The 21,081-nt window shown below is 69.7% G+C and carries 17 protein-coding genes; 5 read left to right on the forward strand and 12 right to left on the reverse strand.

What is annotated here, in order from left to right; all coding sequences use genetic code 11:
* Window positions 1–134: 134 nt before the first annotated feature.
* Window positions 135–1,487: an amino acid permease gene (locus RN02_RS16510; protein WP_043315356.1), complete on the reverse strand. Its 1,353-nt coding sequence runs from the start codon at window positions 1,485–1,487 to the stop codon at window positions 135–137.
* 37 nt (window positions 1,488–1,524) lie between these two features.
* Window positions 1,525–3,792, reverse strand: coding sequence for an Orn/Lys/Arg decarboxylase N-terminal domain-containing protein (locus RN02_RS16515; protein ID WP_009619217.1), 2,268 nt, complete (start codon window positions 3,790–3,792; stop codon window positions 1,525–1,527).
* Window positions 3,793–4,189: 397 nt separating this feature from the next.
* Between RN02_RS16515 and RN02_RS16520 the strand changes: the two genes are divergently transcribed.
* Window positions 4,190–4,945, forward strand: a complete 756-nt coding sequence (locus RN02_RS16520) for a DeoR/GlpR family transcriptional regulator (RefSeq protein WP_043315357.1) — start codon at window positions 4,190–4,192, stop codon at window positions 4,943–4,945.
* A 141-nt stretch (window positions 4,946–5,086) separates the two neighbouring features.
* The gene (gene glpD / locus RN02_RS16525; RefSeq protein WP_043315359.1) at window positions 5,087–6,625 is read left to right on the forward strand and encodes a glycerol-3-phosphate dehydrogenase; all 1,539 of its coding nucleotides are present in this window, start codon (window positions 5,087–5,089) and stop codon (window positions 6,623–6,625) included.
* 7 nt (window positions 6,626–6,632) lie between these two features.
* On the opposite strand, the gene RN02_RS16530 is transcribed toward glpD, so the two are convergent.
* The 8 genes from RN02_RS16530 to RN02_RS16565 all read right to left on the reverse strand — a co-directional run bounded on the left by RN02_RS16530 (window position 6,633) and on the right by RN02_RS16565 (window position 14,195).
* Window positions 6,633–7,133 carry a MurR/RpiR family transcriptional regulator gene (locus tag RN02_RS16530; RefSeq protein WP_236695194.1) on the reverse strand — a complete coding sequence of 167 codons (501 nt, stop codon included), beginning with the start codon at window positions 7,131–7,133 and terminating at the stop codon, window positions 6,633–6,635.
* Window positions 7,134–7,400: 267 nt separating this feature from the next.
* On the reverse strand, window positions 7,401–8,480 hold the full coding sequence (locus RN02_RS16535; protein WP_043315361.1) for a PAS domain-containing protein: 1,080 nt from the start codon (window positions 8,478–8,480) through the stop codon (window positions 7,401–7,403).
* Window positions 8,481–8,582: 102 nt separating this feature from the next.
* Window positions 8,583–9,287: a type 1 glutamine amidotransferase gene (locus tag RN02_RS16540; RefSeq protein ID WP_043315363.1), complete on the reverse strand. Its 705-nt coding sequence runs from the start codon at window positions 9,285–9,287 to the stop codon at window positions 8,583–8,585.
* Window positions 9,288–9,450: 163 nt separating this feature from the next.
* On the reverse strand, window positions 9,451–9,792 hold the full coding sequence (locus RN02_RS16545; protein WP_009619201.1) for a ribonuclease E inhibitor RraB: 342 nt from the start codon (window positions 9,790–9,792) through the stop codon (window positions 9,451–9,453).
* A gap of 235 nt (window positions 9,793–10,027) precedes the next feature.
* Window positions 10,028–10,927 (reverse strand): DMT family transporter, encoded by a 900-nt coding sequence (locus tag RN02_RS16550; RefSeq protein WP_043315364.1) that lies wholly within the window; start codon window positions 10,925–10,927, stop codon window positions 10,028–10,030.
* A 106-nt stretch (window positions 10,928–11,033) separates the two neighbouring features.
* Window positions 11,034–11,795, reverse strand: a complete 762-nt coding sequence (locus tag RN02_RS16555; protein WP_043315365.1) for an SDR family oxidoreductase — start codon at window positions 11,793–11,795, stop codon at window positions 11,034–11,036.
* A complete protein-coding gene (locus tag RN02_RS16560; RefSeq protein ID WP_043315366.1) occupies window positions 11,795–12,736 on the reverse strand; it encodes an alpha/beta hydrolase in 942 nt (313 codons plus the stop codon). The genes RN02_RS16555 and RN02_RS16560 overlap by 1 nt, the downstream gene beginning before the upstream one ends.
* Window positions 12,720–14,195, reverse strand: a complete 1,476-nt coding sequence (locus RN02_RS16565) for a flavin-containing monooxygenase (RefSeq protein WP_043315367.1) — start codon at window positions 14,193–14,195, stop codon at window positions 12,720–12,722. The genes RN02_RS16560 and RN02_RS16565 overlap by 17 nt, the downstream gene beginning before the upstream one ends.
* A gap of 153 nt (window positions 14,196–14,348) precedes the next feature.
* Between RN02_RS16565 and RN02_RS16570 the strand changes: the two genes are divergently transcribed.
* Window positions 14,349–15,356: an AraC family transcriptional regulator gene (locus RN02_RS16570; protein WP_043315368.1), complete on the forward strand. Its 1,008-nt coding sequence runs from the start codon at window positions 14,349–14,351 to the stop codon at window positions 15,354–15,356.
* Here the strand turns inward: RN02_RS16570 and RN02_RS16575 are convergent.
* Complete coding sequence (locus RN02_RS16575; RefSeq protein WP_043315369.1) at window positions 15,353–16,264, reverse strand: LysR family transcriptional regulator; 912 nt, start codon at window positions 16,262–16,264, stop codon at window positions 15,353–15,355. The two genes, RN02_RS16570 and RN02_RS16575, sit on opposite strands and share 4 nt — an antisense overlap.
* A 115-nt stretch (window positions 16,265–16,379) precedes the next feature.
* Between RN02_RS16575 and RN02_RS16580 the strand changes: the two genes are divergently transcribed.
* Both RN02_RS16580 and RN02_RS16585 read left to right on the forward strand, forming a co-directional pair.
* On the forward strand, window positions 16,380–18,137 hold the full coding sequence (locus tag RN02_RS16580) for an amidohydrolase (protein ID WP_043315370.1): 1,758 nt from the start codon (window positions 16,380–16,382) through the stop codon (window positions 18,135–18,137).
* A 149-nt stretch (window positions 18,138–18,286) separates the two neighbouring features.
* Entirely contained in the window at window positions 18,287–19,030 is a 744-nt protein-coding gene (locus RN02_RS16585) for a TorF family putative porin (protein ID WP_043315371.1), read from the forward strand.
* A gap of 391 nt (window positions 19,031–19,421) precedes the next feature.
* Here RN02_RS16585 and RN02_RS16590 read toward each other — a convergent pair whose 3' ends face one another.
* Complete coding sequence (locus tag RN02_RS16590; RefSeq protein ID WP_043315372.1) at window positions 19,422–21,044, reverse strand: methyl-accepting chemotaxis protein; 1,623 nt, start codon at window positions 21,042–21,044, stop codon at window positions 19,422–19,424.
* Window positions 21,045–21,081 lie beyond the last annotated feature (37 nt).

Consider the following 21,081-nt stretch of genomic DNA (forward strand, 5'->3'; position numbering starts at 1 on the left):
GGAAACCCTCGGGAATGCCCTGCTCTGCTGTGCGCGGCAGTTCTTGTAGTGATGGCGTGCCACTATAACAAGGCAAGGGCAAAAGTCGATGCCGGCCTATGTGACACAGGGCACGCTCCAGCTGCGAACGGGCGCTAGTCGATTTCCGCCACCGGCAGGCCCTGCTGGCGGTTGCGCCATTGCCGCCAGGTGTACATCGGGATGCCCGCCATGAACACCAGGAAGCCCCAGAAGATGGCCTGCTCGCCGGTGCCGTAGAGGGCCCACAGCGAGTAGAGGAAGCCCAGCGAGCCGACGGCGATCAGCTGCGGCCGCGAGCGCGGCGAGAACTCGCTGGTGCGCACCGCCAGCAGTTGCAGCAGCGCCGCGGTGCAGAAGGCGTAGGGCACCACGCCGGTCATGGTGCCGAGCAGGATGATGACGTTGAACACGTCCACCAGGTCGCCCTGGCCGTCGATCAGCACCAGCACCGTCACCAGCAGCCCCGAGGCCCACAGGCCGTTGGCCGGGGCGCCGTGCTTGTTGAGCCTGCCGAGGGATTCGGGGAACAGCCCGTCGCGCGCCGGCGCCACCGGGATCTGCCCCTGCAGCAGCACCCAGCCGTTGAGCGCGCCGAGGCAGGCGATCACCGCGCCGGCGGCCACCAGGTAGTAGCCCCAGTCGCCCATCAGCACACGCGCGGCGTCGGCGAAGGGCGAGGTCGACCTGGCCAGCACCTCCGGCGGCATCAGGCCCTGCACCGAGGTGATCGACAACACGTACACCCCGGCCGCGGCCAGGGTGCCGAACAGCGTGGCGCGCGGGATGGTGCGCTTGGGGTCGCGCACGTCGTCGGCCGGCACCGTCGCCGATTCCAGGCCGATGAACGACCAGAGCGTCAGCGCCGCGGTGGTGGCGATGGCCTGGGCGTAGCCCATGTTCGGCAGTTGCTCGCGCGGCGGGATGGCCAGGTAGTCGGGGTTGAAGTGCAGCCAGCCGAGCACCCCGACCAGCAGCAGCGGAATGAGCTTGAGCGCGGTGAGCAGGTTCTGCACCACGGCGAAGGTGGCGATGCCGCGCAGGTTGATGAAAGTGCACAGCCAGATGGCGCCGATGGCGGTGGCCACCATCAGCAGCGGGTCGGCCAGCGCCGGGATGAACACCCGCAGGTAGCCCACCAGGGTCACGGCGATGGCGGCGTTGCCGATCCACGCGGCCTTCCAGTAGGTCCAGGCGCACAGGTAGCCGGCGAAGCTGCCGAAGCCCTCGCGGGTGTAGGCGTAGGGCCCGCCGGCGCCGGGGTTGAGCCGCGCCAGGCGGGCGAAGGTGAAGGCCAGCAGCACCGCGCCGGTGCTGGAGACCAGCCAGCCGAACAGGCTGAGCCCGCCATAGGCGGCGAGGCTGGAGGGCAGCAGGAAGACGCCCGAGCCGACCATGTTGCCGATCACCAGCGCGGTACAGCTCCAGAACCCCATGCTGCCTTTCTTGGCAGCCTCTCCCCCGCTCATCCTCGCTCCTTAGGTTCCGCCGCCCTGGACGACGGAATCAGCTGTCGGCATTTTCCACGATGCACTCAACTGTATAGCAGCGCCGGCCGTCCACGTCCTGCACCTGCAGGCCATGCACATCGGAATCGAAACCGGGGAAGTCGTGTTCGAAGGTCCGGGCGAAGGCCAGGTAGTCGAGGATCGAGCGCGTCGCCTCGGTGAAGCGCTCACCGGGCATGATCAGCGGGATGCCCGGCGGGTAAGGCACCAGCATGACCGCGGCGATGCGCCCTTCGAGGCGCTCGATGGGCACCGCCTCGACCTCGCCGCGCACCAGCTGGGTGTAGGCATCGGCCGGGCGCAGCGCCAGCTCCGGCAGGATGGTGTACATGCGGCGCATGGCCTTGGCCGTGGCGTGCTCGCGGTAGCAGGCGTGCAACTGCTCGCAGAGGTCGCGCAGGCCCATGCCGGCGTAGCGCGCCGGGGCGGCCTGGAGCACGCTGGGCAGGGCCTCGGATAGCGGCGCGTTGCCGTCGTAGCTGCGCTTGAACTCCAGCAGCTCGGTGACCAGGGTGCTCCACTTGCCCTTGGTCACGCCCATGGAGAACAGCACCAGGAAGGAGTACAGGCCGGTCTTCTCCACTACCAGGCCGCGCTCCCAGAGGAAGCGGCCGACCACCGCGGCGGGGATGCCGTGCTCCTCGAGACGCCCGGCGGCGTTCAGGCCCGGGGTGGCCAGGGTGACCTTGATCGGGTCGAGCAGCACGTAGTCGTCTTCCACCTCGCCGAAGCCGTGCCACTCGGCGTCGGGCTCCAGCAGCCAGTCGCGGGTGCGCACCTCGTCGGTGCCCTCCACCCCCGGCGGCTGCCACACGCAGAACCACCAGTCGCCGGCCGCCAGGTTCTGCTGCACGTTGGCCAGGGCGCGGCGGAAGCTCAGGGCCTCGTCGAAGGTCTCCTGGATCAGCGAACGCCCGGCCGGGCCCTCCATCATCGCCGAGGCCACGTCCAGCGAGGCGATGATGCCGTACTGCGGCGAGGTGGAGATGTGCATCATGAAGGCTTCGTTGAAGCGCGCGCGGTCCAGGCGCCGCTTGCCGCCGTCCTGCACGTGGATCATCGAGGCCTGGCTGAAGGCCGCCAGCATCTTGTGGGTGGAATGCGTGGTGAACACCAGCGGGCCGTCCTCGCCGCGGCTGGTGGCCATGCCGTAGCGGCGGTCGTAGAACTCGTGGAAGGCGGCGTAGGCGTACCAGGCCTCGTCGAAGTGCAGCACCTCGACGCTGCCGTCCAGGGCCTGCTTGATCAGCTCGGCGTTGTAGCACAGGCCGTCGTAGGTGGAGTTGGTCACCACCGCCAGCCGCACCTTCGGCTCGCGGCCGCGGGCCAGGGGGTTGGCGGCGATCTTCGCGGCGATCGACTCGCGGCTGAACTCAGACAGCGGGATGGGCCCGATGATGCCCAGCTCGTTGCGCTCCGGGCACAGGTACAGCGGGATGGCGCCGGTCATGATGATCGAGTGCAGCACCGACTTGTGGCAGTTGCGGTCCACCAGCACCAGGTCGTCGCGGCTGACCATGGAATGCCAGACGATCTTGTTCGCCGTGGAGGTGCCGTTGATGACGAAGAAGGTGTGATCGGCGCCGAAATTGCGCGCGGCGCGGGCCTCGGCTTCGGCGAGCGGGCCGGTGTGGTCCAGCAGCGAGCCCAGTTCGGGCACCGAGACGGACAGGTCCGAGCGCAGCGTGTTCTCCCCGAAGAACTGGTGGAAGGCCTGCCCCACCGGGCTCTTGCGGTAGGCCACGCCGCCGCCGTGGCCGGGCGTGTGCCAGGAGTAGTTGGATTGCGCGGTGTGCTCCACCAGGGCGCGGAAGAACGGCGGCAGCAGGCCCTCCAGGTACTTGCGCGCGGCCCGCGAGACCTGGCGGGCGAGGAAGGGCACGGTGTCCTCGAACAGGTAGAGGATGCCGCGCAGCTGGTGCAGGTCGGCCATGGACTCGGCCGGCGCGTTCTCGATGGTCATCTGCTCGCCGAGGGCGAAGATCGGCAGTTGCGGCGCCCGCACCCGCGCCACGCGGATCAGCTCGACCACGTCCTGCAACAGGCGCTGGTTCTCCCCCGCCCCCTCGGCGGCGACCAGGATGCAGGCCAGGCCATGGTGGGTGGAGGCGACGATGCGCCCCTCGGTGGCGCTGGCGGTGGAAAGGATGCTGAAGCCGTCCAGCTCCAGTTCGCGGGCGATGCCGCGGACGCGGTCGCCGGCGACGGTGTCGGCCTTGATGTCGCGGTGGACGATGAGGATGGGGAATTTCAGATCTTTATACATTGTGAGCCCCGAATGCTGACGGAGGCTTTCCGTCGATCCCCTGCAGCGTATGGGCTTACATTCCGCGGGGGAATAGGGTCGGCTGTTGGCTATAAGAATAGGTCGCACGGGCGAAAGGCGGGGCTGGGGAGGTCGGCTTCAAGAGCGCCCTCTCGCCAGTGCGCGGAGGTCACCGACTGCGCCGAGGTGCTTTTCGCAGGATGGGTTGAGCCTGCGAAACCCATCGGGCCAGGGTGATGGGTATCGCTTCGCTCAACCCATCCTACGAGGAGACCTGCGCCCGCAGGAGCGGACTCCGTCCGCGATCGGATTCACCGGCGGCACGAACAGCCCCACATGACAGCCCCGCCCCACTCCGGCATCCTTGACCCTCCGCCCCGCCCCCACGAGAGCGCAGATGAACCTGCCCCCCCGACAGCAAGACATCCTCGACCTGGTCCGCGAACGCGGCTACCTGAGCATCGAGGAGCTGGCCCAGCAGTTCGCCGTCACCCCGCAGACCATCCGCCGCGACATCAACCAGCTCGCCGAGCGCAGCCTGCTGCGCCGCTACCACGGCGGCGCAGCCTGGGACTCGAGCATCGAGAACACCGCCTACAACACCCGCGCCGACCAGATGCGCGACGAGAAGCAGCGCATCGCCGAGGCGGTGGCGGCGCAGATTCCCGACGACGCCTCGCTGTTCATCAACATCGGCACCACCACCGAGGCCATCGCCCGCGCCCTGCTCGGGCATCGCCACCTGAAGATCATCACCAACAACCTGCACGTCGCCGCCACCCTCAGCGCCAAGGACGACTTCGAAGTGCTGGTGGCCGGCGGCACCGTGCGCAGCGACGGCGGCGTGGTCGGCCAGGCGGCGGTGGACTTCATCGAGCAGTTCCGCGCCGACTTCGCCCTGGTGGGCATCAGCGGCATCGACGACGACGGCAGCCTGCTGGACTTCGACTACCAGGAAGTGCGCGTCTCCCGCGCCATCATCGACAACGCCCGGCAGGTGTTCCTCGCCGCCGACTCCAGCAAGTTCGGGCGCAACGCCCTGGTGCGCCTGGGGCCGATCGGCCTGGTCGACCGCCTGTTCACCGACGCCGCGCCACCGCCCGCCGTGGCGCGCCTGCTGGCCCAGCACAAGGTGCAGCTGGAGCTGGTCTGACGCGCTTTACGTTCGAATCCGAAAATCCCCGGTAAATCAGCCGAATGGCTGGGCTTCAGCCTGGCCATTCGGCGTTCGCTCGCCTATCATATTTTCGAATTCGAACGAATTTATGTTCATTTACAGCCAAGAGGACGCCCCATGAGCCATTCCCACAAGCGCTCCGCTCCCCTGGCTGAGGTCTACGACCTGGCGGTGGTCGGCGGCGGCATCAATGGCGCGGGCATCGCGGCGGACGCCGCCGGGCGCGGCCTGCTCACCTTCCTTTGCGAACAGCACGACCTGGCCAGCCACACCTCCTCGGCCAGCAGCAAGCTGGTCCACGGCGGCCTGCGCTACCTGGAGCACGGCGAATTCCGCCTGGTGCGCGAGGCTCTGGCCGAGCGCGAGGTGCTGCTGGCCAAGGCGCCGCACATCGTCCACCCGCTGCGTTTCGTCCTGCCGCACCAGCCGCACCTGCGCCCGGCCTGGATGATCCGCACCGGGCTGTTCTTCTACGACCACCTGGGCCGGCGCGAGAAGCTGCCGGCCTCGCGCGGCCTGCGCTTCGGCGCCGACAGCCCGCTGCAGGAGCACCTGCGCCGCGGCTTCGAGTATGCCGACTGTTCCGTCGACGACGCCCGCCTGGTGGTGCTCAACGCCATGGCCGCCCGCGAGCGCGGCGCCCACGTGCACCCGCGCACCCGCTGCGTCAGCGCGCGGCGCAGCAAGGGCCTGTGGCACCTGCACCTGGAGCGCGACGACGGCAGCCTCTACTCGATCCGCGCCCGCGCCCTGGTCAACGCCGCCGGGCCCTGGGTGGCGCAGTTCCTCCGCGACGACCTGCGCCAGCGGCCGCCCTACGGCATCCGCCTGATCCAGGGCAGCCACCTGGTGGTGCCGCGGCTGTACGAGGGCGAGCAGGCGTACATCCTGCAGAACGAGGACCGCCGCATCGTCTTCGTCATTCCCTACCTGGGGCGCTTCACCCTGATCGGCACCACCGACCGCGAATACCTGGGCGACCCGGCGAAGGTGCAGATCAGCGACGAGGAAACCGGCTACCTGCTGGCGGTGGTCAACGCCCACTTCAAGCGCCAGCTGCATCGCGAAGACATCCTCTGGAGCTTCTCCGGGGTGCGCCCGCTGTGCGACGACGAGTCGGACGAGCCGTCCGCCGTCACCCGCGACTACACCCTGGCGCTGCAGGGTGCGCCAGGCGAGGCGCCGCTGCTGTCGGTGTTCGGCGGCAAGCTGACCACCTACCGCAAGCTGGCCGAGGCCGCCCTGGCCGAGCTGGCGCCGACCTTCCCGCGCCTGGGCCCGGCCTGGACCGCCGATGCCCCGCTGCCCGGCGGCGAAAACATGAGCAGCCCCAAGGACCTGGCCGTCGAGCTGCTGGCCAGGCATCCCTGGCTGCCGGCCGGCCTGGCGCGGCGCTGGGCCACCAGCTACGGCACGCGCAGCTGGCGCCTGCTCGACGGGGTGAAGGGCGAAACCGACCTGGGCGAACACCTGGGCGCCGGGCTCTACGCCCGCGAAGTGGACTACCTGTGCCGCGAGGAATGGGCCGAGAACGCCGATGACATCCTCTGGCGCCGCAGCAAGCTGGGGCTGTTCCTCGATGCCGCGCAGAAACTGCGCCTGGCCGAATACCTGGCGCGCGAACATCCGCGCAAGGCCAGCGTGCAGGTAGCCTGAGGCAGGCTCAGAGCGAGGCGTTCAACTCGCTGATCAGCGCTTCGCGGTGCTTGAGCGAGGCCAGTGCACTCTCGCCCAGCCGTCCGGCCACTTCGCTGAGCAGCCCCTGGGCCAGGAGCATGAAGGCGCACATGCTGTTGCTGTAGAACAGGCTGTGGTTGGGCACGTAGAAGCTGTGCGCCGCCACCCGCGCCAACGGCGAACTCGAAGAATCGGTCAGGGCCACCACCTCGATGCCGTGGCGCGCCGCCACTTCGGCGGTGGCCAGCACGCTGGGCGTATAGGGGAAGCAACTGGCGACCACCAGCACGTCGCCGGCATCCAGCTGCGCCAGGGCATCGGCCACGCCCTGGCGGTTGGAGTCCAGCGCCGCCACATCGGGGCGCAACATCCCCAGGCCATAGGACATGAACAACGCCAGCGAGGTGAACTGGCGCATGCCGTGGATGCGCACGCGGCGCGCGCCGGCCAGCAGCTCCACCACGCGGGCGAACGCTTCCGGCTCCACCTGCTCGATCAGGCTGGCGATGTTGGCGCTTTCCTGCCGGCCCAGGCGCGTCAGGCGCGACAGGGTGCTGTCGGCGGGGGTCAGCAGCAGGCGCGAGGCCTGGTCGCTGTAGAAGCTCTTGCCCTCTCCCGTAGGAGCGGACCTTGTCCGCGATAGCCGGACATTCTGGCGCGATTCGCGGATGAGATCCGCTCCTACGCTGCCCCACCCACACCATTCCCCTGTAGGAGCGCGCCCTGCGCGCGATATCGCGGGCGCAGCCCGCGCCTACCCGGCCAGCTGCGCCTCCAGCTCGGCGATGCGCGCCTGCAGGCGTTCGCGTTCGGCGCGGGCCGGGCCTATGTCTTCGTAGACGCTGATCAGGTGCTCCGGCAGGCCGTCCTGGCGGCGGCGCTGCAGCGAGGTGCGGGCGCGCACCCAGACGTAGCGGCCGTCCTTGCGCCGGCAGCGCTTTTCCACCACGTAGCGGTCGATCTCGCCGGCCAGCATGCTGCGCAGCAGCTGCAGGGTGCGCTCCAGGTCGTCGGGGTGGGTGAGTTGCTGGAAGGTCATGCCGTAGAGCTCCTCGGCGCTATAGCCGAGCAGTTCGCAGAGGCTGCCGTTGACGCGCTGCCAGGTGCCGTCCAGGCCGATGTAGGCCAGCGCGCCCCAGGTCAGCTCGAAGATGGCGCGCAAGCGCTCCTCGCTGTTGCGCAGCTCTTCCTCGGCGGCCATGCGCGCGGTGTTGTCCATGCTGATGCCGACTATCTTCACCGAGCGCCCGGCGCTGTCCTTGATCACCCGGGCGCGGGAGGCGATCCAGCGCAGCTCGCCGTCCGGGCGGTAGATGCGGAAGTCGCACTCGCAGCCGCTGCCCTCGGCGATGGCCTGGTCGTACATGGCGCGCATGGCGGCCACGTCCTCGGCCGGCAGGTGCGGCCAGAAGTCCTGGTTGTGGCTCACCGGCCAGCCGTAGACCTCCTCGACGTTGGGCGAATAGGTCACCTCGTCGCTGATCAGGTTCCACTCCCAGGTGACGATGCGCGCGCTTTCCTGGGCCAGCTTCATGCGCGCCTCGCTCTCCATGATCTCGGCGGTGTAGCGGCGGCGCACGTCGGTCATCGGCAGTTCGATGGGCTCCAGCGCCTGCAGGTCGCGCACGGCTTCCTCGCCGTAGCGCAGCCAGATCCAGTTGACCTTGAGGAAGGCGGCCAGCTTGCGCAGGTTGTCGTAGTCGATCTCGCCGCCGCGCGTCCACTTGTGCACCGCGGTACGCGAGATGCCCAGCGCGGTGGCCACGGCCTGCAGGGTCAGCTTGTTGAGCTCGAGCAATTCCTTGAGGCGGAAGGCGAAGCTGTTTTCCGTCATACGCGGTCCTGTGCTGGAAGAAGCCTGGAGCCGCAGTATACACAGCTGTAAACCGCCGGATTACAGCAAACCCCGGGGCGCACGGCCGTGCGCCCCGTTCGCTCACGCCAGGCCGGCCAGCTTCAGCCAATGGGCGTAGAAGCCCTCGGCCACGCGGTTCAGTTCGGCCACCTTGCGCGGCAGGTCGGCGAGCATCACCTCGGCGCTTTCCTGGCTCGGCTGGCTGGGGTCCAGGTACTGCGGCCAGCCGTTGATCCAGCCGCTGACCAGTTCCTCGGTCATCTCCGGGTGGCCCTGCAGGCCGAGGACGAAGCCGCCCCAGGAGAAGCCCTGGTTGGCGCACCAGGGGCTGGACAGCAGGTGCTCGGCGCCCTCAGGCAGCTCGAAGGTATCGCCGTGCCACTGGTAGATCGGGAATTCCTCGGGCAGGTGCGCCAGCCACGGGCTCTCGGCCTCCAGGCGGCGCATCGGCTGCCAGCCCATCTCGGTGTAGCCCTGCTGGCGGATGGATGCGCCCAGGGCCTTGGCCAGCAACTGGCCGCCCAGGCAGTGGCCGATCAGCGGCACCCGGCGCTCGATGAAGCGGCGCAGCGCCGCCACCTCGGTGCGCAGCCAGGGCAGGTCGTCGTTCACGCTCATGGGGCCGCCCATGATGGCCACGGCCTTCGGGCGCTCCAGGTCGTAGCCGTCCAGCTCGCCGTGGTCGGCGCGGCGCACTTCGAAGCCCAGGCCGGCGCGGTCGAGCACGCGGGCCAGGTGGCCCGGCGGGCAGAAGTCGGCGTGGGTCAGGATCAGGATATCGGTCATGCTTACCTCCGCGCGGCAGTCTGCCGCAAAAGGCGCGCGACCATAACCCCCAGCGCGCCCGCGGGCAGGCCCGCACCGCCTTCCGGCGGCGCGGGCGCATGGGGTTCATGGGAGTGGGAAGCCGCCGGCCGACGCGGCCTGGCGGCGAGACGAAGGTGTTGGATCAGGGACGCAGGCTGCTCACTTCCTGGGTAACGCCCCAGCCGTCGAGCACACCTCCGAGCGGCGCCACGACTTCCTCCAGGTCGTGTTCGAATGCGCCGATCGCCGCGTGGGTGGCGAACATCACCTTGCTGATCTGCAGGTTCCAGCCACCGTCGGAGCGGGCTTCGACCTGGGCCCTCAGGGATTCGCCACGGAATTGCCGGGCGGCCTGGCGGGCGTTCTGTTCATCGGGAAAGATGGCGAAGAAGTCGATGGGATGAATGCGGGCGAAATCGAAGCCCCCTTCCTTCATCCGGCGCAGCACATTGACACTGATATCCTCCGAGAGGGGCTTTTCCATGGTACGCACCTCCTTTCGAGACGTTCAGGGTTTCACCTAGTTTCCCAGCCGATGCGGGCCTGGCTTGCGACCGGGCCCGCGGCGGGCACTCGCTGTGCCACAGGAAACGCCAAAAATGCTTCAACGTCCCCCAATTGGTCGCCAAAGGTCTTGAACTGGCAGGCAGGAAGGCCTGTCTGCCGGCAACCAACAGTTTCAGAGTAGCGTCTATGCAGGCCGAATGCCGCCCTACCGGTCAGTCGGTACGTTCGGCGGCGACGGGCGGCAGCGCCGCGGGGCGCGTCGCCAGCAGCAGGGCCGCCAGCACCAGGGCCATGCCCAGGGCGTGGCCGGCGCCGAAACGCTCGCCCAGCAGGCTCACGCCGACCAGCGCCGAGCCCACCGGCATCAGCCCGGTGAACAGCCCGGCGGTGCTGGCCGGCACCCGGGAAATGCCGCGGTACCACAGCAGGAACGACAGCACGCTGGCGCTCAGGGCGTAGAACAGCGTCCAGCCCCAGGTCGCCGCCGGCACCGCGCGCCAGTCCAGCGCCCGCGCCTCGGGCAGCGCCAGCGGCAGGAACAGCAGCAGCCCGGCGAGGTTGACGCCCAGGGCCATGGTCCAGGGGTGCAGGTGCAGCGACAGGCGCCGCGAGTAGATGGCGAACAGCGCCTCGGCGAGCACCGCGCCCAGCACCAGGGCGTTGCCCAGCACGCCGCTGCGGCCGCCCGCCGGGCGCTCCAGCAGGTTCAGCGCGGCGATGCCCAGCACCGCCAGGGCGATGGCCAGCAGGCCGCGCGGCTCCAGGCGCTCGCGCAGCCACAGCCAGGCCAGCAGGGCGATGACGCTGGGCGTGGCGCTGGTGATGATGCCGGCGCTGGTGGCGGAGGTCAGCTGCACGCCGTGCAGCATGCACAGGCTGAACAGGAAGCAGCCGAAGAAGGCCTGCAGGAACAGCCCGCGGCAGGCGCCGCCATCCAGCCCCGCGCGCACCCGCGGCAGGGCCAGGCCGGGCAGCAGCACCAGGCTGGCGATAAGGAAGCGCAGCAGGGCGAACAGGTAGACGGGCAGTTCTTCCAGCACCAGCTTGCCGATGGCGATGTTGCCGCCGACCAGCAGCATCGACAGGGCCAGGCAGAAATAGGCGAAAGGCATGGCGGCTTCCTTGCGACAGGCGAAGGGAAAGGCAGCCGACTTCCTACAGCTGCAGACCAGCCCTACAGCATCCGGGCTGCGCCCCATGGGTGCAAGCCCCTTTCCGTCAGTCGCGGCTGAGCCAACCCATCACCCAGCGGTTGAGTGCCGGCGGCGACAGCTGGCCGGACCAGTACATCGCCCGGAACAGCGCGCCAATGGGCCGGTGCACCTTGTCGCTGTGGGCCTGGCGCCAGGCCGCCGCGGCGATGTCCTCGGCCTTCAGGCGCACGCCCAGGCGGCGCAGCACCGGCGGCTCGTAGCCCTGGCTGGTGACCATGGGCGTACGCACGAAGGGCGGCATCAGGTCGGCGACGCGGATGCCATGGCGCCGCCATTCCAGTTCCAGCGCCTCGGTGAAGCCGCGCACGGCGAACTTCGAGGCCGAGTAGGTGGCCATCTCCGGCACCCCGTACAGCCCCGAGGCCGAGCCCATGTTCAGCACCTGGGCGCCGGGGGTGGCCTTGAGGTGCTCGAAGGCGGCATGGCAGCAGTTGAGCAGGCCCTGCACGTTGATCGCCAGCAGGCGGGCGTGGTCCTGCGCGGGGATTTCCTCGAAGCGGCCGAAGCGCAGGATGCCGGCGCAGTTGAACAGCAGGCGCAGGCGGCCGTCGCCGGCGCCGACGAAGTCCGCCACGGCCGCGCGCGCCGCCGCCGCATCGGTCACGTCCAGCGCCCGCTGCCAGGCGCCACCCAGTTCGGCGGCGAGCCCGGCCAATGCCTCGGCGTTCAGGTCCAGCAGGCCGACGCGCCAGCCGCGGGCGTGGAACAGTCGCGCGCTGGCCGCGCCTATGCCCGAAGCCGCCCCGGTGATGAGGATGCCGTGCATCAGCGCCCTCCCCCGAGGTGCCGGCCGAGGAAGCCCGCCACCTCGCCCAGGGCCTGGTCGGCGATGCGCAGCACCCCGGCGTGGGCCTGGAACACGTGCCAGCAGTCGCGGTAGCGCTGCAGGGTGACGTCCACTCCCCGCTTACGCGCCGCGCCGGCCAGACGCAGGCTGTCGTTGCGCAGCACCTCGTCCTCGCCGACCTGGATCAGCAGCGGCGGCAACCCGGCCAGGTCGGCGAACAGCGGCGACAGCTGCGCCGAGTCGCGCGCCACGCCGGGCGGGCAGAACATCGCGATGGCGCTGTCCACCCAGGCGCGGCTGATCAGCGGGTCGCCGGCCTTTGGCTGGTGCCATTGGGTGCAGCTGACGTCGGTGACCGGCGAGAACACCACCAGCGCGCCGGGCAACGGCAGGCCGCGCTCCTTCAGCGCCACGGCCAGCTGCAGGGTCAGGTGGCCGCCGGCCGAATCCCCGGCCACGGCCAGCCGCGCCGGGTCCTGGCCGCGCGCCAGCAGCGCCTGGTACACCGCCAGGGCATCCTCCAGCGGCGCCGGGAAGCGGTGCTCCGGCGCCAGGCGGTAATCCGCCGCGCACACGTCGAGGCGGCCCAGGCGCGCCAGGTTGGCGGTGATCGCCCGGTGCGTGGCCGGCGAGCCTACCAGGTAGGCGCCGCCGTGCAGGTAGAGCAGCGTGCGGCCTTCGCCCTGGCCCGCGCGCTGCCATTCGCAGGGCACCCCGGCGATGACTTCCGCGCTGCGCTGCACGCCGCGCGGGGTCAGGGTCGCGGCGGTGAGCGCATTGAGCACCCGGCGCTGCATCGGCACCGGGATCGACGGGCGCATCAGCCCGCGGAACAGCAGGCGCAGGGTGCCGCGCAGCAGGCCGGCGAGCAGGCGCTGCGAGGTGGAAACGGGCGGTACGAACTCAACGGGCGCCTTCATAGTCGGCGAACTCCGGCTGGCGGGTCTGTTGGCGGTAGCGGAAGGTGAAGCCCGGCCAATTGTTGGTGTTGCGGCCGGCGGCGGTCTTGTACCAGCTGTCGCAACCGCTCTCCCACACAGTGTGCTGCAGGCCGTGCTGCAGGGCCTGGTTGTAGGCGCGCTGCACCTCGGGCTTCACGTCCAGGTAGCGCAGGCCCTGGCGGTCCAGGTGGCGCAGGCAGGCCAGCACGTAGGGGAACTGGCTCTCCAGCATGTAGACGATGGAGTTGTGCCCCAGGTTGGTGTTCGGCCCGTAGAGGATGAACAGGTTGGGGAAACCGGCGACGCTGATGCCCTTGTAGGCCTCGGCGCCCCCGGCCCAGGCCTGTTCCAGCCAGCTCCCGCCCAGGCCCTGGACGCGCAGCGGGGCGAGGAACTCGGTGGCGGCGAAGCCGGTGCCGAAGACGATGGCATCCACCGGGTGGCGCTGGCCGTCGCGGGTGACGACGGCGTCCCCGGTCACCCGCTCGATGCCGCTGTCGATCACCCGCACGTTGTCCCGCGCCAGCGCCGGGTAGTAGTCGTTGCTGATGAGGATGCGCTTGCAACCCAGCGGGTAGTCCGGGATCAGCCGCCGGCGCAGCTGCGCGTCGGCGATGCCGCGGCGCAGGTTCAGGCGGAAGCTCAGCTGCATGAACTTCATCAGCGGCGGGAAGGTGGAAAAGGCCAGCACCCGCGCCTCGTGCTGCAGGTACTTGAGGCCGCGGTCCAGGCGCTGCAGCCAGGGCAGGCGCGCCTTCAGGCGGCGTTCCCAGGCGGCGTAGGGGCGGTCCGGCTTGGCGATCACGTAGGGCGCGCTGCGCTGGAACAGCAGCAGCTCGGCCACCTGCGGGGCGATGCGCGGGACGAACTGGATGGCGCTGGCGCCGGTGCCGATCACCGCCACGCGCTTGCCGCGCAGGTCGGCGCGGTGGTCCCAGCGCGCCGAGTGGAAGGCCACGCCCTTGAAGTCGTCGAGCCCGGCGATGCGCGGGTACAGCGGCCGGCTCAGCTGGCCGGTGGCGCAGACCAGGGCGCGGGCGCGCAGCGTCTGGCCGTCGGCGCAGCGCACCTGCCATTCTCCGGCGGCCTCGTCGAAGCGGGCATCCACCGCCTCGCAGCCGAAGCGGATGCGTTCGCGCAGGCCGTACTTGTCGGCGCAGTGGCGCAGGTAGTCGAGGATTTCCCCCTGCGGGGCAAACTTGCGGCTCCAGTCGGCCTTGGGTTCGAAGGAGAAGGAATACAGGTGCGAAGGCACGTCGCAGGCGGCGCCGGGGTAGCCGTTCTCGCGCCACACGCCGCCGACGTCGGCGGCCTTTTCGAGGATCAGGTAGTCGTGGATGCCGGCCTGTTGCAAGCGGACGGCCAGGCCCAGGCCGCCGAAGCCGGCGCCGATGATCAGCACGCGCAAGGGTGCCGGATCACGGGAAGTATTGTGCATTGTTGTGCTCCCGGTTTGGCTGGACGGCGGCCGCGCGGGGCCTGCCGTCATCCGCCGCGCTGGCGGATGAGCATAGGCTAGTGCCGCCGGCGGCGCCGGTTTATGGCATAGTCGGACATTAAATTGTGATTTCCGGACAAGACGGAGCCCGCGATGCCCGACCAGCCCCGGCCCAGCCGCCGCAGCGCCCTGAGCGTGCAACTGCTCACCCAGTTCGGCCTCGACCACGGCCTGGCGCTGGAGGACTGCCTGCACGGCAGCGGCCTGGACCTGGCGGTGCTCGCCGACCCGGCCCGCGAGATCGACGCCGCCTGCGAGTTGCAGGTGCTGCGCAACCTGGCGCAGCGGCTGCCCGCCGGCAGCGGCCTGCAGGCCGGCCTGCGCTACCACCTGAACACCTACGGCATCTGGGGCTTCGCCCTGCTCAGCAGCCCGACCTTCCGCAGCGCCGCCCTGCTCGGCCTGCGCTACCTGGGGCTGACCTACGTGTTCACCCGCCTGGAATTGCTGGAGGACGGCGCCGAGGCCCACCTGCTGCTGGACGACAGCGGCGTGCCGAAGGACGTCCGCGCCTTCGCCTGCGAACGCGACCTGGGCGGCGTGCTGCGCATCCAGCGCGACCTCACCGGGCGCCCGCTGCCGATCCTGTGCGCCGAATTCCGCCGCCCCCAACCTGCCGACGGCAGCCTGTACCTGGCCGAACTGGGCGTGGAACCGGCGTTCGGCCAGCCCGCCAACCGCATCGTCTTCACCAGCGCCGCCCTCGACCTGCCGCTGCCCGGCGCCAACCCGCAGGTGGCGCGGCACTGCGAGGAAGAGTGCCGCGCGCTGCTGGCCCGCCGCCAGGAACTGGGCGGCCTGGCCGGACGCATCCGCGACCGCCTGCTGCGCACGCCCGGGCGCCTGCCGGACATGGAGCAGGTGGCGGCGGAACTGCACATGACCTCGCGCACCCTGCGCCGCCGCCTGCAGGACGAGGGCAGCAGCTACCGCGCCCTGCTCGACGAGGTGCGCCAGGCCCTGGCCGAGGAACTGCTGGGCACCGGCGCCATCCGCCTGGAAGAGATCGCCGAGCGCCTGGGCTATGGCGAGGTGTCCAACTTCATCCACGCCTTCAAGCGCTGGAAGGGCGTGCCGCCGGGGCGTTTCCGCGGGCGCTAGGCCTCGATGCCCAGTTGGCGCAGGGCCTCTTCCAGGTGCTCGATGAAGGTGAGGATCTTGCGCGTGGCGCGCCTGTGGCTGGGGTAGACGGCGAGGATGCGCTGGCCGAAGGCGTCGGGGTCGAAGTGGTAGTCCTCCAGCACGCTGCGCAGGCGCCCGTCGCGCAGGTAGGGCTGGACGCTCCACAGCGGGCAGGGCATCAGGCCCCTGCCCTTGAGGCAGGCGGCCAGCAGCAGTTCGTGGTTGTCGCTGCTCAGGCGCCCCTCGCGCAGGATGGAGAAGCGCTCGCCGTCGCGCTCCAGCCACCAGCGGGTGTCCAGCGCCGGGTGCCAGTAGGTCAGGCGGTCGTGCTCGGCCAGCTCCAGCGGGTGCCGGGGCTCGCCGCGGCGCGCCAGGTATTCGGGGCTGGCGCAGAGCACCAGGCGGTTCTCCACCAGCGGCCGCACGATCAGCCCCGGCAGGTTGCTGTGGCCCAGGCGCAGGGCCAGGTCGTAGCGGCCGTCGAGCAGGTCGACGTAGCTGTCGCTCAGGTCCACCTGCAGGCGCAGTTGCGGGTGCTGGATGAGGAAGTCGGCGCAGACGTCGTTGAGGAAGGCCGCGCCAAAGGCCAGCGGCGCGGTGATCCGCAGGCTGCCGCGCAGGCTGTGCTGCAGCTGGCCGATTTCCTCGGCGGTCTCGTGCATGCGCGCCAGCACCTCGCGGGCGCTGTCCAGGTACAGCTGCCCGGCCTCGGTCAGGGCCATGCTGCGGGTGGTGCGCTCGAACAGGCGGGCGCCGAGGCTGGCCTCCAACTGGCCGATGGCCTTGGTCACCGCCGAGGGCGTCTTGCCCAGTTGCTCGGCGGCGCGGCTGAAACTGCCGGTCTCGGCGCAGGCGACGAAAAGGGCGAGGCTACTGAACCTGTCCATATTCTTTCCAGATTTTCACAAGTCTTGTGCCAGCGACTGGCTTTCGGGAAATAGCCCCGGGCCATTAGCCTCTTGCCCAGACCAATAAAAATCAACCACCAAGCAAGGGGGAAGCATGCGAAGTCTCATCAAGGGCGCACTCGCTGTCGCAATCGCACTGGGCACTTTGGAAGCCCACGCACAAACCGCCGACCTGATCCTGTACAACGCCAAGGTCTTCACCGCCGAGCCCGGGCAGCCGCTGCAACAGGCGCTGGCCATCGCCGGCGACAAGGTGCTGAAGGTCGGCAGCGACCAGGAAGTGCGCGCCCTCGCCGACGCCCACAGCCGCCAGGTGGACCTGGGCGGCAAGCTGCTGATGCCCGGTTTCATCGACAGCCACTCGCACGCCATCTTCGGCGGCCTGGAGCTGATCGCCGCGAGCATGGAGGACGAGCAGGTCGGCCTCGACGAGCTGGCGCAACGCCTGCGCGAGGCCCGCGACAACGGCAAGGCCCGGATCGGCGACATCCTGGTGCTGAACGGCATGCACTCCAGCTACTGGTCCCAGGCCGAGGGGCTGGCGAAGATTTTCAATGCCGGCGAATGGGCCCAGGTGCCCATCGTGCTCATCGGCAGCGACCACCACACCGCCTGGGCCAATGCCGCCATGCTGCGCTGCGCCAAGCTGGACGCGGCGCTGGTGCGCTCGCTGCCGGGCACCGAGCAGCAGAACATCGGCCACGCGCCGGACTTCACCCCCAGCGGCTTCGTCGTCGACTCCGGCTTCGACCGCGTCGCCGCGGCCATGCCCGCCGCCGACCAGCAGACCCTCGACCGCGCCGGCCTGGCCGCCGTGCGGTACAACAACAGCCTGGGCATCACCGCCTGGATGGACCCGGCGGCCAACGGCAGCCCGGGCCAGGCGCTGTTCGACATCAAGCCCACGGAGCACACCGTCGGCGTGCTGCCGGTGTACCGCGACCTGGCGCAACAGGGCCAACTCAGCGCCCATGTCGCCGCGCTGCTGGTGGTCAACCCGAAGAGCCGCCCGGCGGACCTGGCGGTGATCGACAAGGTGCGCCAGCAGTTCCAGGGCATCCCCAACCTGAGCCTGCCGGGCATCAAGGTATTCGCCGACGGCGTGCTGGAATACCCGGCGCAGTCCGCCGCGCTGCTGGAGAACTACAGCAACCTGCACAAGCCCGGCGAGCTGCTGCTCGATCCGCGGCACTTCGGCGAGCTGGTCAGCGCCGCCGACGCCCGCGGCTGGCTGGTGCACATCCACGCCATCGGCGACCGCGCGGTGCGCGAGTCGCTCAACGGCATCGCCCAGGCGCGCAAGGACCGGCAAAGCGGCGTCGCCCACTCCATCACCCACCTGCAACTGGTCAACCCGGCGGACTTCCCGCGCTTCAGGCAGTTGGGCGTGATCGCCTCGATGCAGCTGGACTGGGCCACCGCCGAGGACTACACCCTCGACCTGGTCAAGCCCTACATCGCCGACGACGCCTTCCGCTACATGTACCCGGCGAAATCGCTGCTGGACGCCGGCGCCACCATAGCCGGGGCCAGCGACTGGCCGGTGTCCACCCCCGACCCGCTGAAGGCCATGTACCAGGCGGTGACGCGCCAGGGCCCGAAGGGCGTGCTCAACCCCGAGCAGCGCATCGACCGCCAGGCCATGTTCTACGCGTACACCGCCAATGCCGCGAAGGCCATAGGCCTGGGCGAGAAGATCGGCAGCCTGGCCCCCGGCAAGCAAGCCGACCTGGTGGTGCTCGACCGCGACCTGTTCAGCGTCCCCGACGCCGAACTGGGCGAGGCCACGGTGCTGCACACCCTGTTCGGCGGCCGCGAGGTCTACCGCGCCGACGGCCAGGAAGCGCTCTGACGCCGTTCGCTCCACTGCCGGGCTGAAGCCCGGCCCTTCCCGCCGCCCCTTCCCCTTCGCTTCCCGGCTCGCCGGCGGGAGGGGGCTGCGCGGGCTTTTTTCCTGCCCACACAAGCACAGCCCACACAAGCACAACAAAGGGTAAGTCCATGAAGTACAAAACACTCGTCCTAGGCGCAGCGCTCGCCTGCGCGCCTTTCGCCAGCAGCCATGCGCTGGAGCTGACCGAGGACCTCTCGGTCCAGCTGGAGGCCACCCTGGCCAGCGACTACCGCACCCGCGGCATCTCGCAGACGCAGAACGACCCGGCCATCCAGGCCGCCGCCACCCTGCAGCACAGCAGCGGCCTGTACCTGGGCGTGTGGAGCTCCAACGTCGACTTCGGCTACGGCCTGAAGACGCGCCAGGAGCTGGACTACTACGCCGGCTGGTACTGGCAGGCCACCGACGCGGTGAGCCTGGACCTGGGCTACATCCAGTACCGCTACCCGAAGGAAGGCCAGTTCAACCAGAGCGAGGTCTACGCCGTCCTCAACGCCTACGGCTTCGAGCTGGCCAGCTATTACTCCAAGGACATCACCACCTACGTCGGCAAGGACCAGAGCCAGCTCTACAGCTACGTCGGCTACGGCTTCGAACTGCCGGCCGGCTTCCAGGCCAAGCTGCGCTACGGCCGCAACGACGCCAAGGACCCGCTGTACCTCGCCGGCGACGGCGGCACGCGCAGCACCTATCGCGAATGGGAGGCAAGGCTGGACAGGGAGTTCGCCGGCATCGACTGGTCGCTGAGCTACATCGACACCGACCTGTCGCAGAGCGAATGCTTCAACTGGCAGGGCTTCAAGGACATCTGCACGGCAACCGTGGTGGCGCGGGCGACGAAGCGGTTCTGAGGTCGCGGCGGATCGCGCCCGGTGGCACGAGCGGCCCCCATTCGCGAACCGTCGTAGGATGGCGTTGAGCGAAGCGATACCCATCCCCCCCGACTGCATGGGTTTCGCAAGCTCAACCCATCCTACGAAAAGCACCTCGGCGTAGCCGGCAAGGCAATTGCTCCTACAATGTGTGGGGCGCATAACGCCGACGGCGGATAACCGCGAACGGTTATGCGCCCTACGGTGCCCCATTCCATTCCCCTGCGTGCGCCAAGCTGCTCTTCGTAGGACTCTGTCCGCGATAGCCGGACATCCCGGCGCGATTCGCGGATGAGATCCGCTCCGCCCTGACTCAAACGAAAAGGCCGCACATCCTCGGATGTACGGCCTTTTTTGCTTCCCCCGGCTCTCAACGGGCCGAGGCGGCCTCGCGCCGGCCTGGGCTGCGCAGCGCCGGCGTCTCGCTCAGCGGCATGCTCTCGGGCCGGTAGCCCAGGCGCAGGCCGCCCCAATGGCGGCCGTTGACGAAGATCGGCACCGACAGGTCGTGCATCTGCTCGCCGGTGTCACGGCAGTAGGTCTGCAACAGCAGCGCCTGCTGGTGGCTGCCGCAGCGGATGCCGGTGCGGTCGTCGAACAGGCGCTTGCTACGGCTCTTCAGGCGATCCACCTCGGGGTCGCCGGTTGGTGCCTGGGCGAAGGCGCGGTTGTGCGTCGGCACGTAGCCCTCGGCGGTGCAGGCGATGGCAAACACCAGGCCCTCGTGGCGCTGCAGCAGGTCTTCCTGGATCTTCGGCAGCACCTCGTCGGTGTAGCGGTCGAAGCGCGTGCTGTACTTCTGCGGCTCGGTGCCCGGAATCGGCTGGTAGTGGCGGTCGAACAGGTCCTCGGCGGAAATCCGCCCGTCCTCCAGGTCGGCGGCGAAGCGCGCGCCTATGCTCGATGCGCCTTCGCGGGCCAGGTCGTAGACACGCTGGTGATAGTCGTCCAGGCCCACTTCGGCCAGGCGCTCGCTGATGGCCTCGGCCTGGGCCTCCAGGTGCACGGCGGCGTCGGCCAGGCGGTGGGTCTGCTCGTCGCTGACGCGGATGTCGGCGCGCATGCGCTCCACCGCGGCGAACAGGTTGTCCAGTTGGTGGCGGTTGATCTCCGCGCCTTCGGCGATCTCGGTGATCTGCCGCTCGACGCCGGCGGCCAGCCCGGCGATGCCTTCCAGTTGCCCGCCGGTGCGCTCCACCTGGGCCACGCCTTCGTCGAGGTCGGCGGCCAACTGGAGAATCTGCTCGGCGACCTGGGCGGTGCGCTGCTGGATGTCCTCGACCATCTGCCCCACCTCCTCGGTGGCCTCGGCGGTGCGCGCGGCCAGCCCGCGCACCTCGTCGGCGACCACCGCGAAGCCGCGGCCGTGCTCGCCGGCGCGGGCCGCCTCGATGGCGGCGTTCAGCGCCAGCAGGTTGGTCTGGCTGGCGATCGACTGGATCACCTGGGTGACGCGCTGGATGTCCTCGCTGCGCTGGCTCAGCGCCTCGATCAGCGCACGGCTTTCACCGGCGCGACCACTGAGCTGGTGCATGCGGGCAATGGCCTGCTGCAGCTCGCTGCGCCCGGCGTCGCTGCCGGCGCGGGCCTGGGTGGCGGCGTCCATGGCCTGGCGCGCCAGGGAAGAAGTGGCGCGCTCGGTGTGGATCATCACCTCGGCGCTGCCGACGATCTGCTCCGCCGCCGCCAGTTGCGACTCCAGGCGCTCAACCAGGCGCTGCACCGAGTAGGACACGCCGGCGGCGGACAGCGCATTGTGGCTGGTGCTGCGGGACAGGTCGCGGGTCAGCGCGGCCAGTTCCGGCGCGGCGGCGGATACGCCGGGCAGACTGCGCCGCTGGCCGACGAACCACGGCAGCCAGAGCAGCGCGAAACCGAGCAGCAGGCACAGCGACAGCGGCCAGCCGCCCAGCGACTGGGCGATGAACAGCGCGAGAAGGCCGGTGGTCTGCAGGGAAAGAACGAGGAAGATACGCGAACGCGTCGGGTCCATGAGGGCACCTCTCCAGCCATCGCCCGCCCCGTGGAAC

The sequence above is a fragment of the Pseudomonas sp. PI1 genome, from assembly GCF_000812405.1.
GTDB lineage: Bacteria > Pseudomonadota > Gammaproteobacteria > Pseudomonadales > Pseudomonadaceae > Pseudomonas > Pseudomonas citronellolis.

Coding starts and splice junctions, on each gene's coding strand:
- RN02_RS16570 (WP_043315368.1), top strand. CDS start 14,349: ATGCCCGACCAGCCCCGGCCCAGCCGCCGCAGCGCCCTGAGCGTGCAA.
- RN02_RS16520 (WP_043315357.1), top strand. CDS start 4,190: ATGAACCTGCCCCCCCGACAGCAAGACATCCTCGACCTGGTCCGCGAA.
- RN02_RS16585 (WP_043315371.1), top strand. CDS start 18,287: ATGAAGTACAAAACACTCGTCCTAGGCGCAGCGCTCGCCTGCGCGCCT.
- RN02_RS16515 (WP_009619217.1), bottom strand. CDS start 3,792: ATGTATAAAGATCTGAAATTCCCCATCCTCATCGTCCACCGCGACATC.
- RN02_RS16540 (WP_043315363.1), bottom strand. CDS start 9,287: ATGACCGATATCCTGATCCTGACCCACGCCGACTTCTGCCCGCCGGGC.
- RN02_RS16590 (WP_043315372.1), bottom strand. CDS start 21,044: ATGGACCCGACGCGTTCGCGTATCTTCCTCGTTCTTTCCCTGCAGACC.
- RN02_RS16545 (WP_009619201.1), bottom strand. CDS start 9,792: ATGGAAAAGCCCCTCTCGGAGGATATCAGTGTCAATGTGCTGCGCCGG.
- RN02_RS16550 (WP_043315364.1), bottom strand. CDS start 10,927: ATGCCTTTCGCCTATTTCTGCCTGGCCCTGTCGATGCTGCTGGTCGGC.
- RN02_RS16560 (WP_043315366.1), bottom strand. CDS start 12,736: ATGAAGGCGCCCGTTGAGTTCGTACCGCCCGTTTCCACCTCGCAGCGC.
- RN02_RS16565 (WP_043315367.1), bottom strand. CDS start 14,195: ATGCACAATACTTCCCGTGATCCGGCACCCTTGCGCGTGCTGATCATC.
- RN02_RS16580 (WP_043315370.1), top strand. CDS start 16,380: ATGCGAAGTCTCATCAAGGGCGCACTCGCTGTCGCAATCGCACTGGGC.
- RN02_RS16555 (WP_043315365.1), bottom strand. CDS start 11,795: ATGCACGGCATCCTCATCACCGGGGCGGCTTCGGGCATAGGCGCGGCC.
- glpD (WP_043315359.1), top strand. CDS start 5,087: ATGAGCCATTCCCACAAGCGCTCCGCTCCCCTGGCTGAGGTCTACGAC.
- RN02_RS16510 (WP_043315356.1), bottom strand. CDS start 1,487: ATGAGCGGGGGAGAGGCTGCCAAGAAAGGCAGCATGGGGTTCTGGAGC.
- RN02_RS16575 (WP_043315369.1), bottom strand. CDS start 16,264: ATGGACAGGTTCAGTAGCCTCGCCCTTTTCGTCGCCTGCGCCGAGACC.
- RN02_RS16535 (WP_043315361.1), bottom strand. CDS start 8,480: ATGACGGAAAACAGCTTCGCCTTCCGCCTCAAGGAATTGCTCGAGCTC.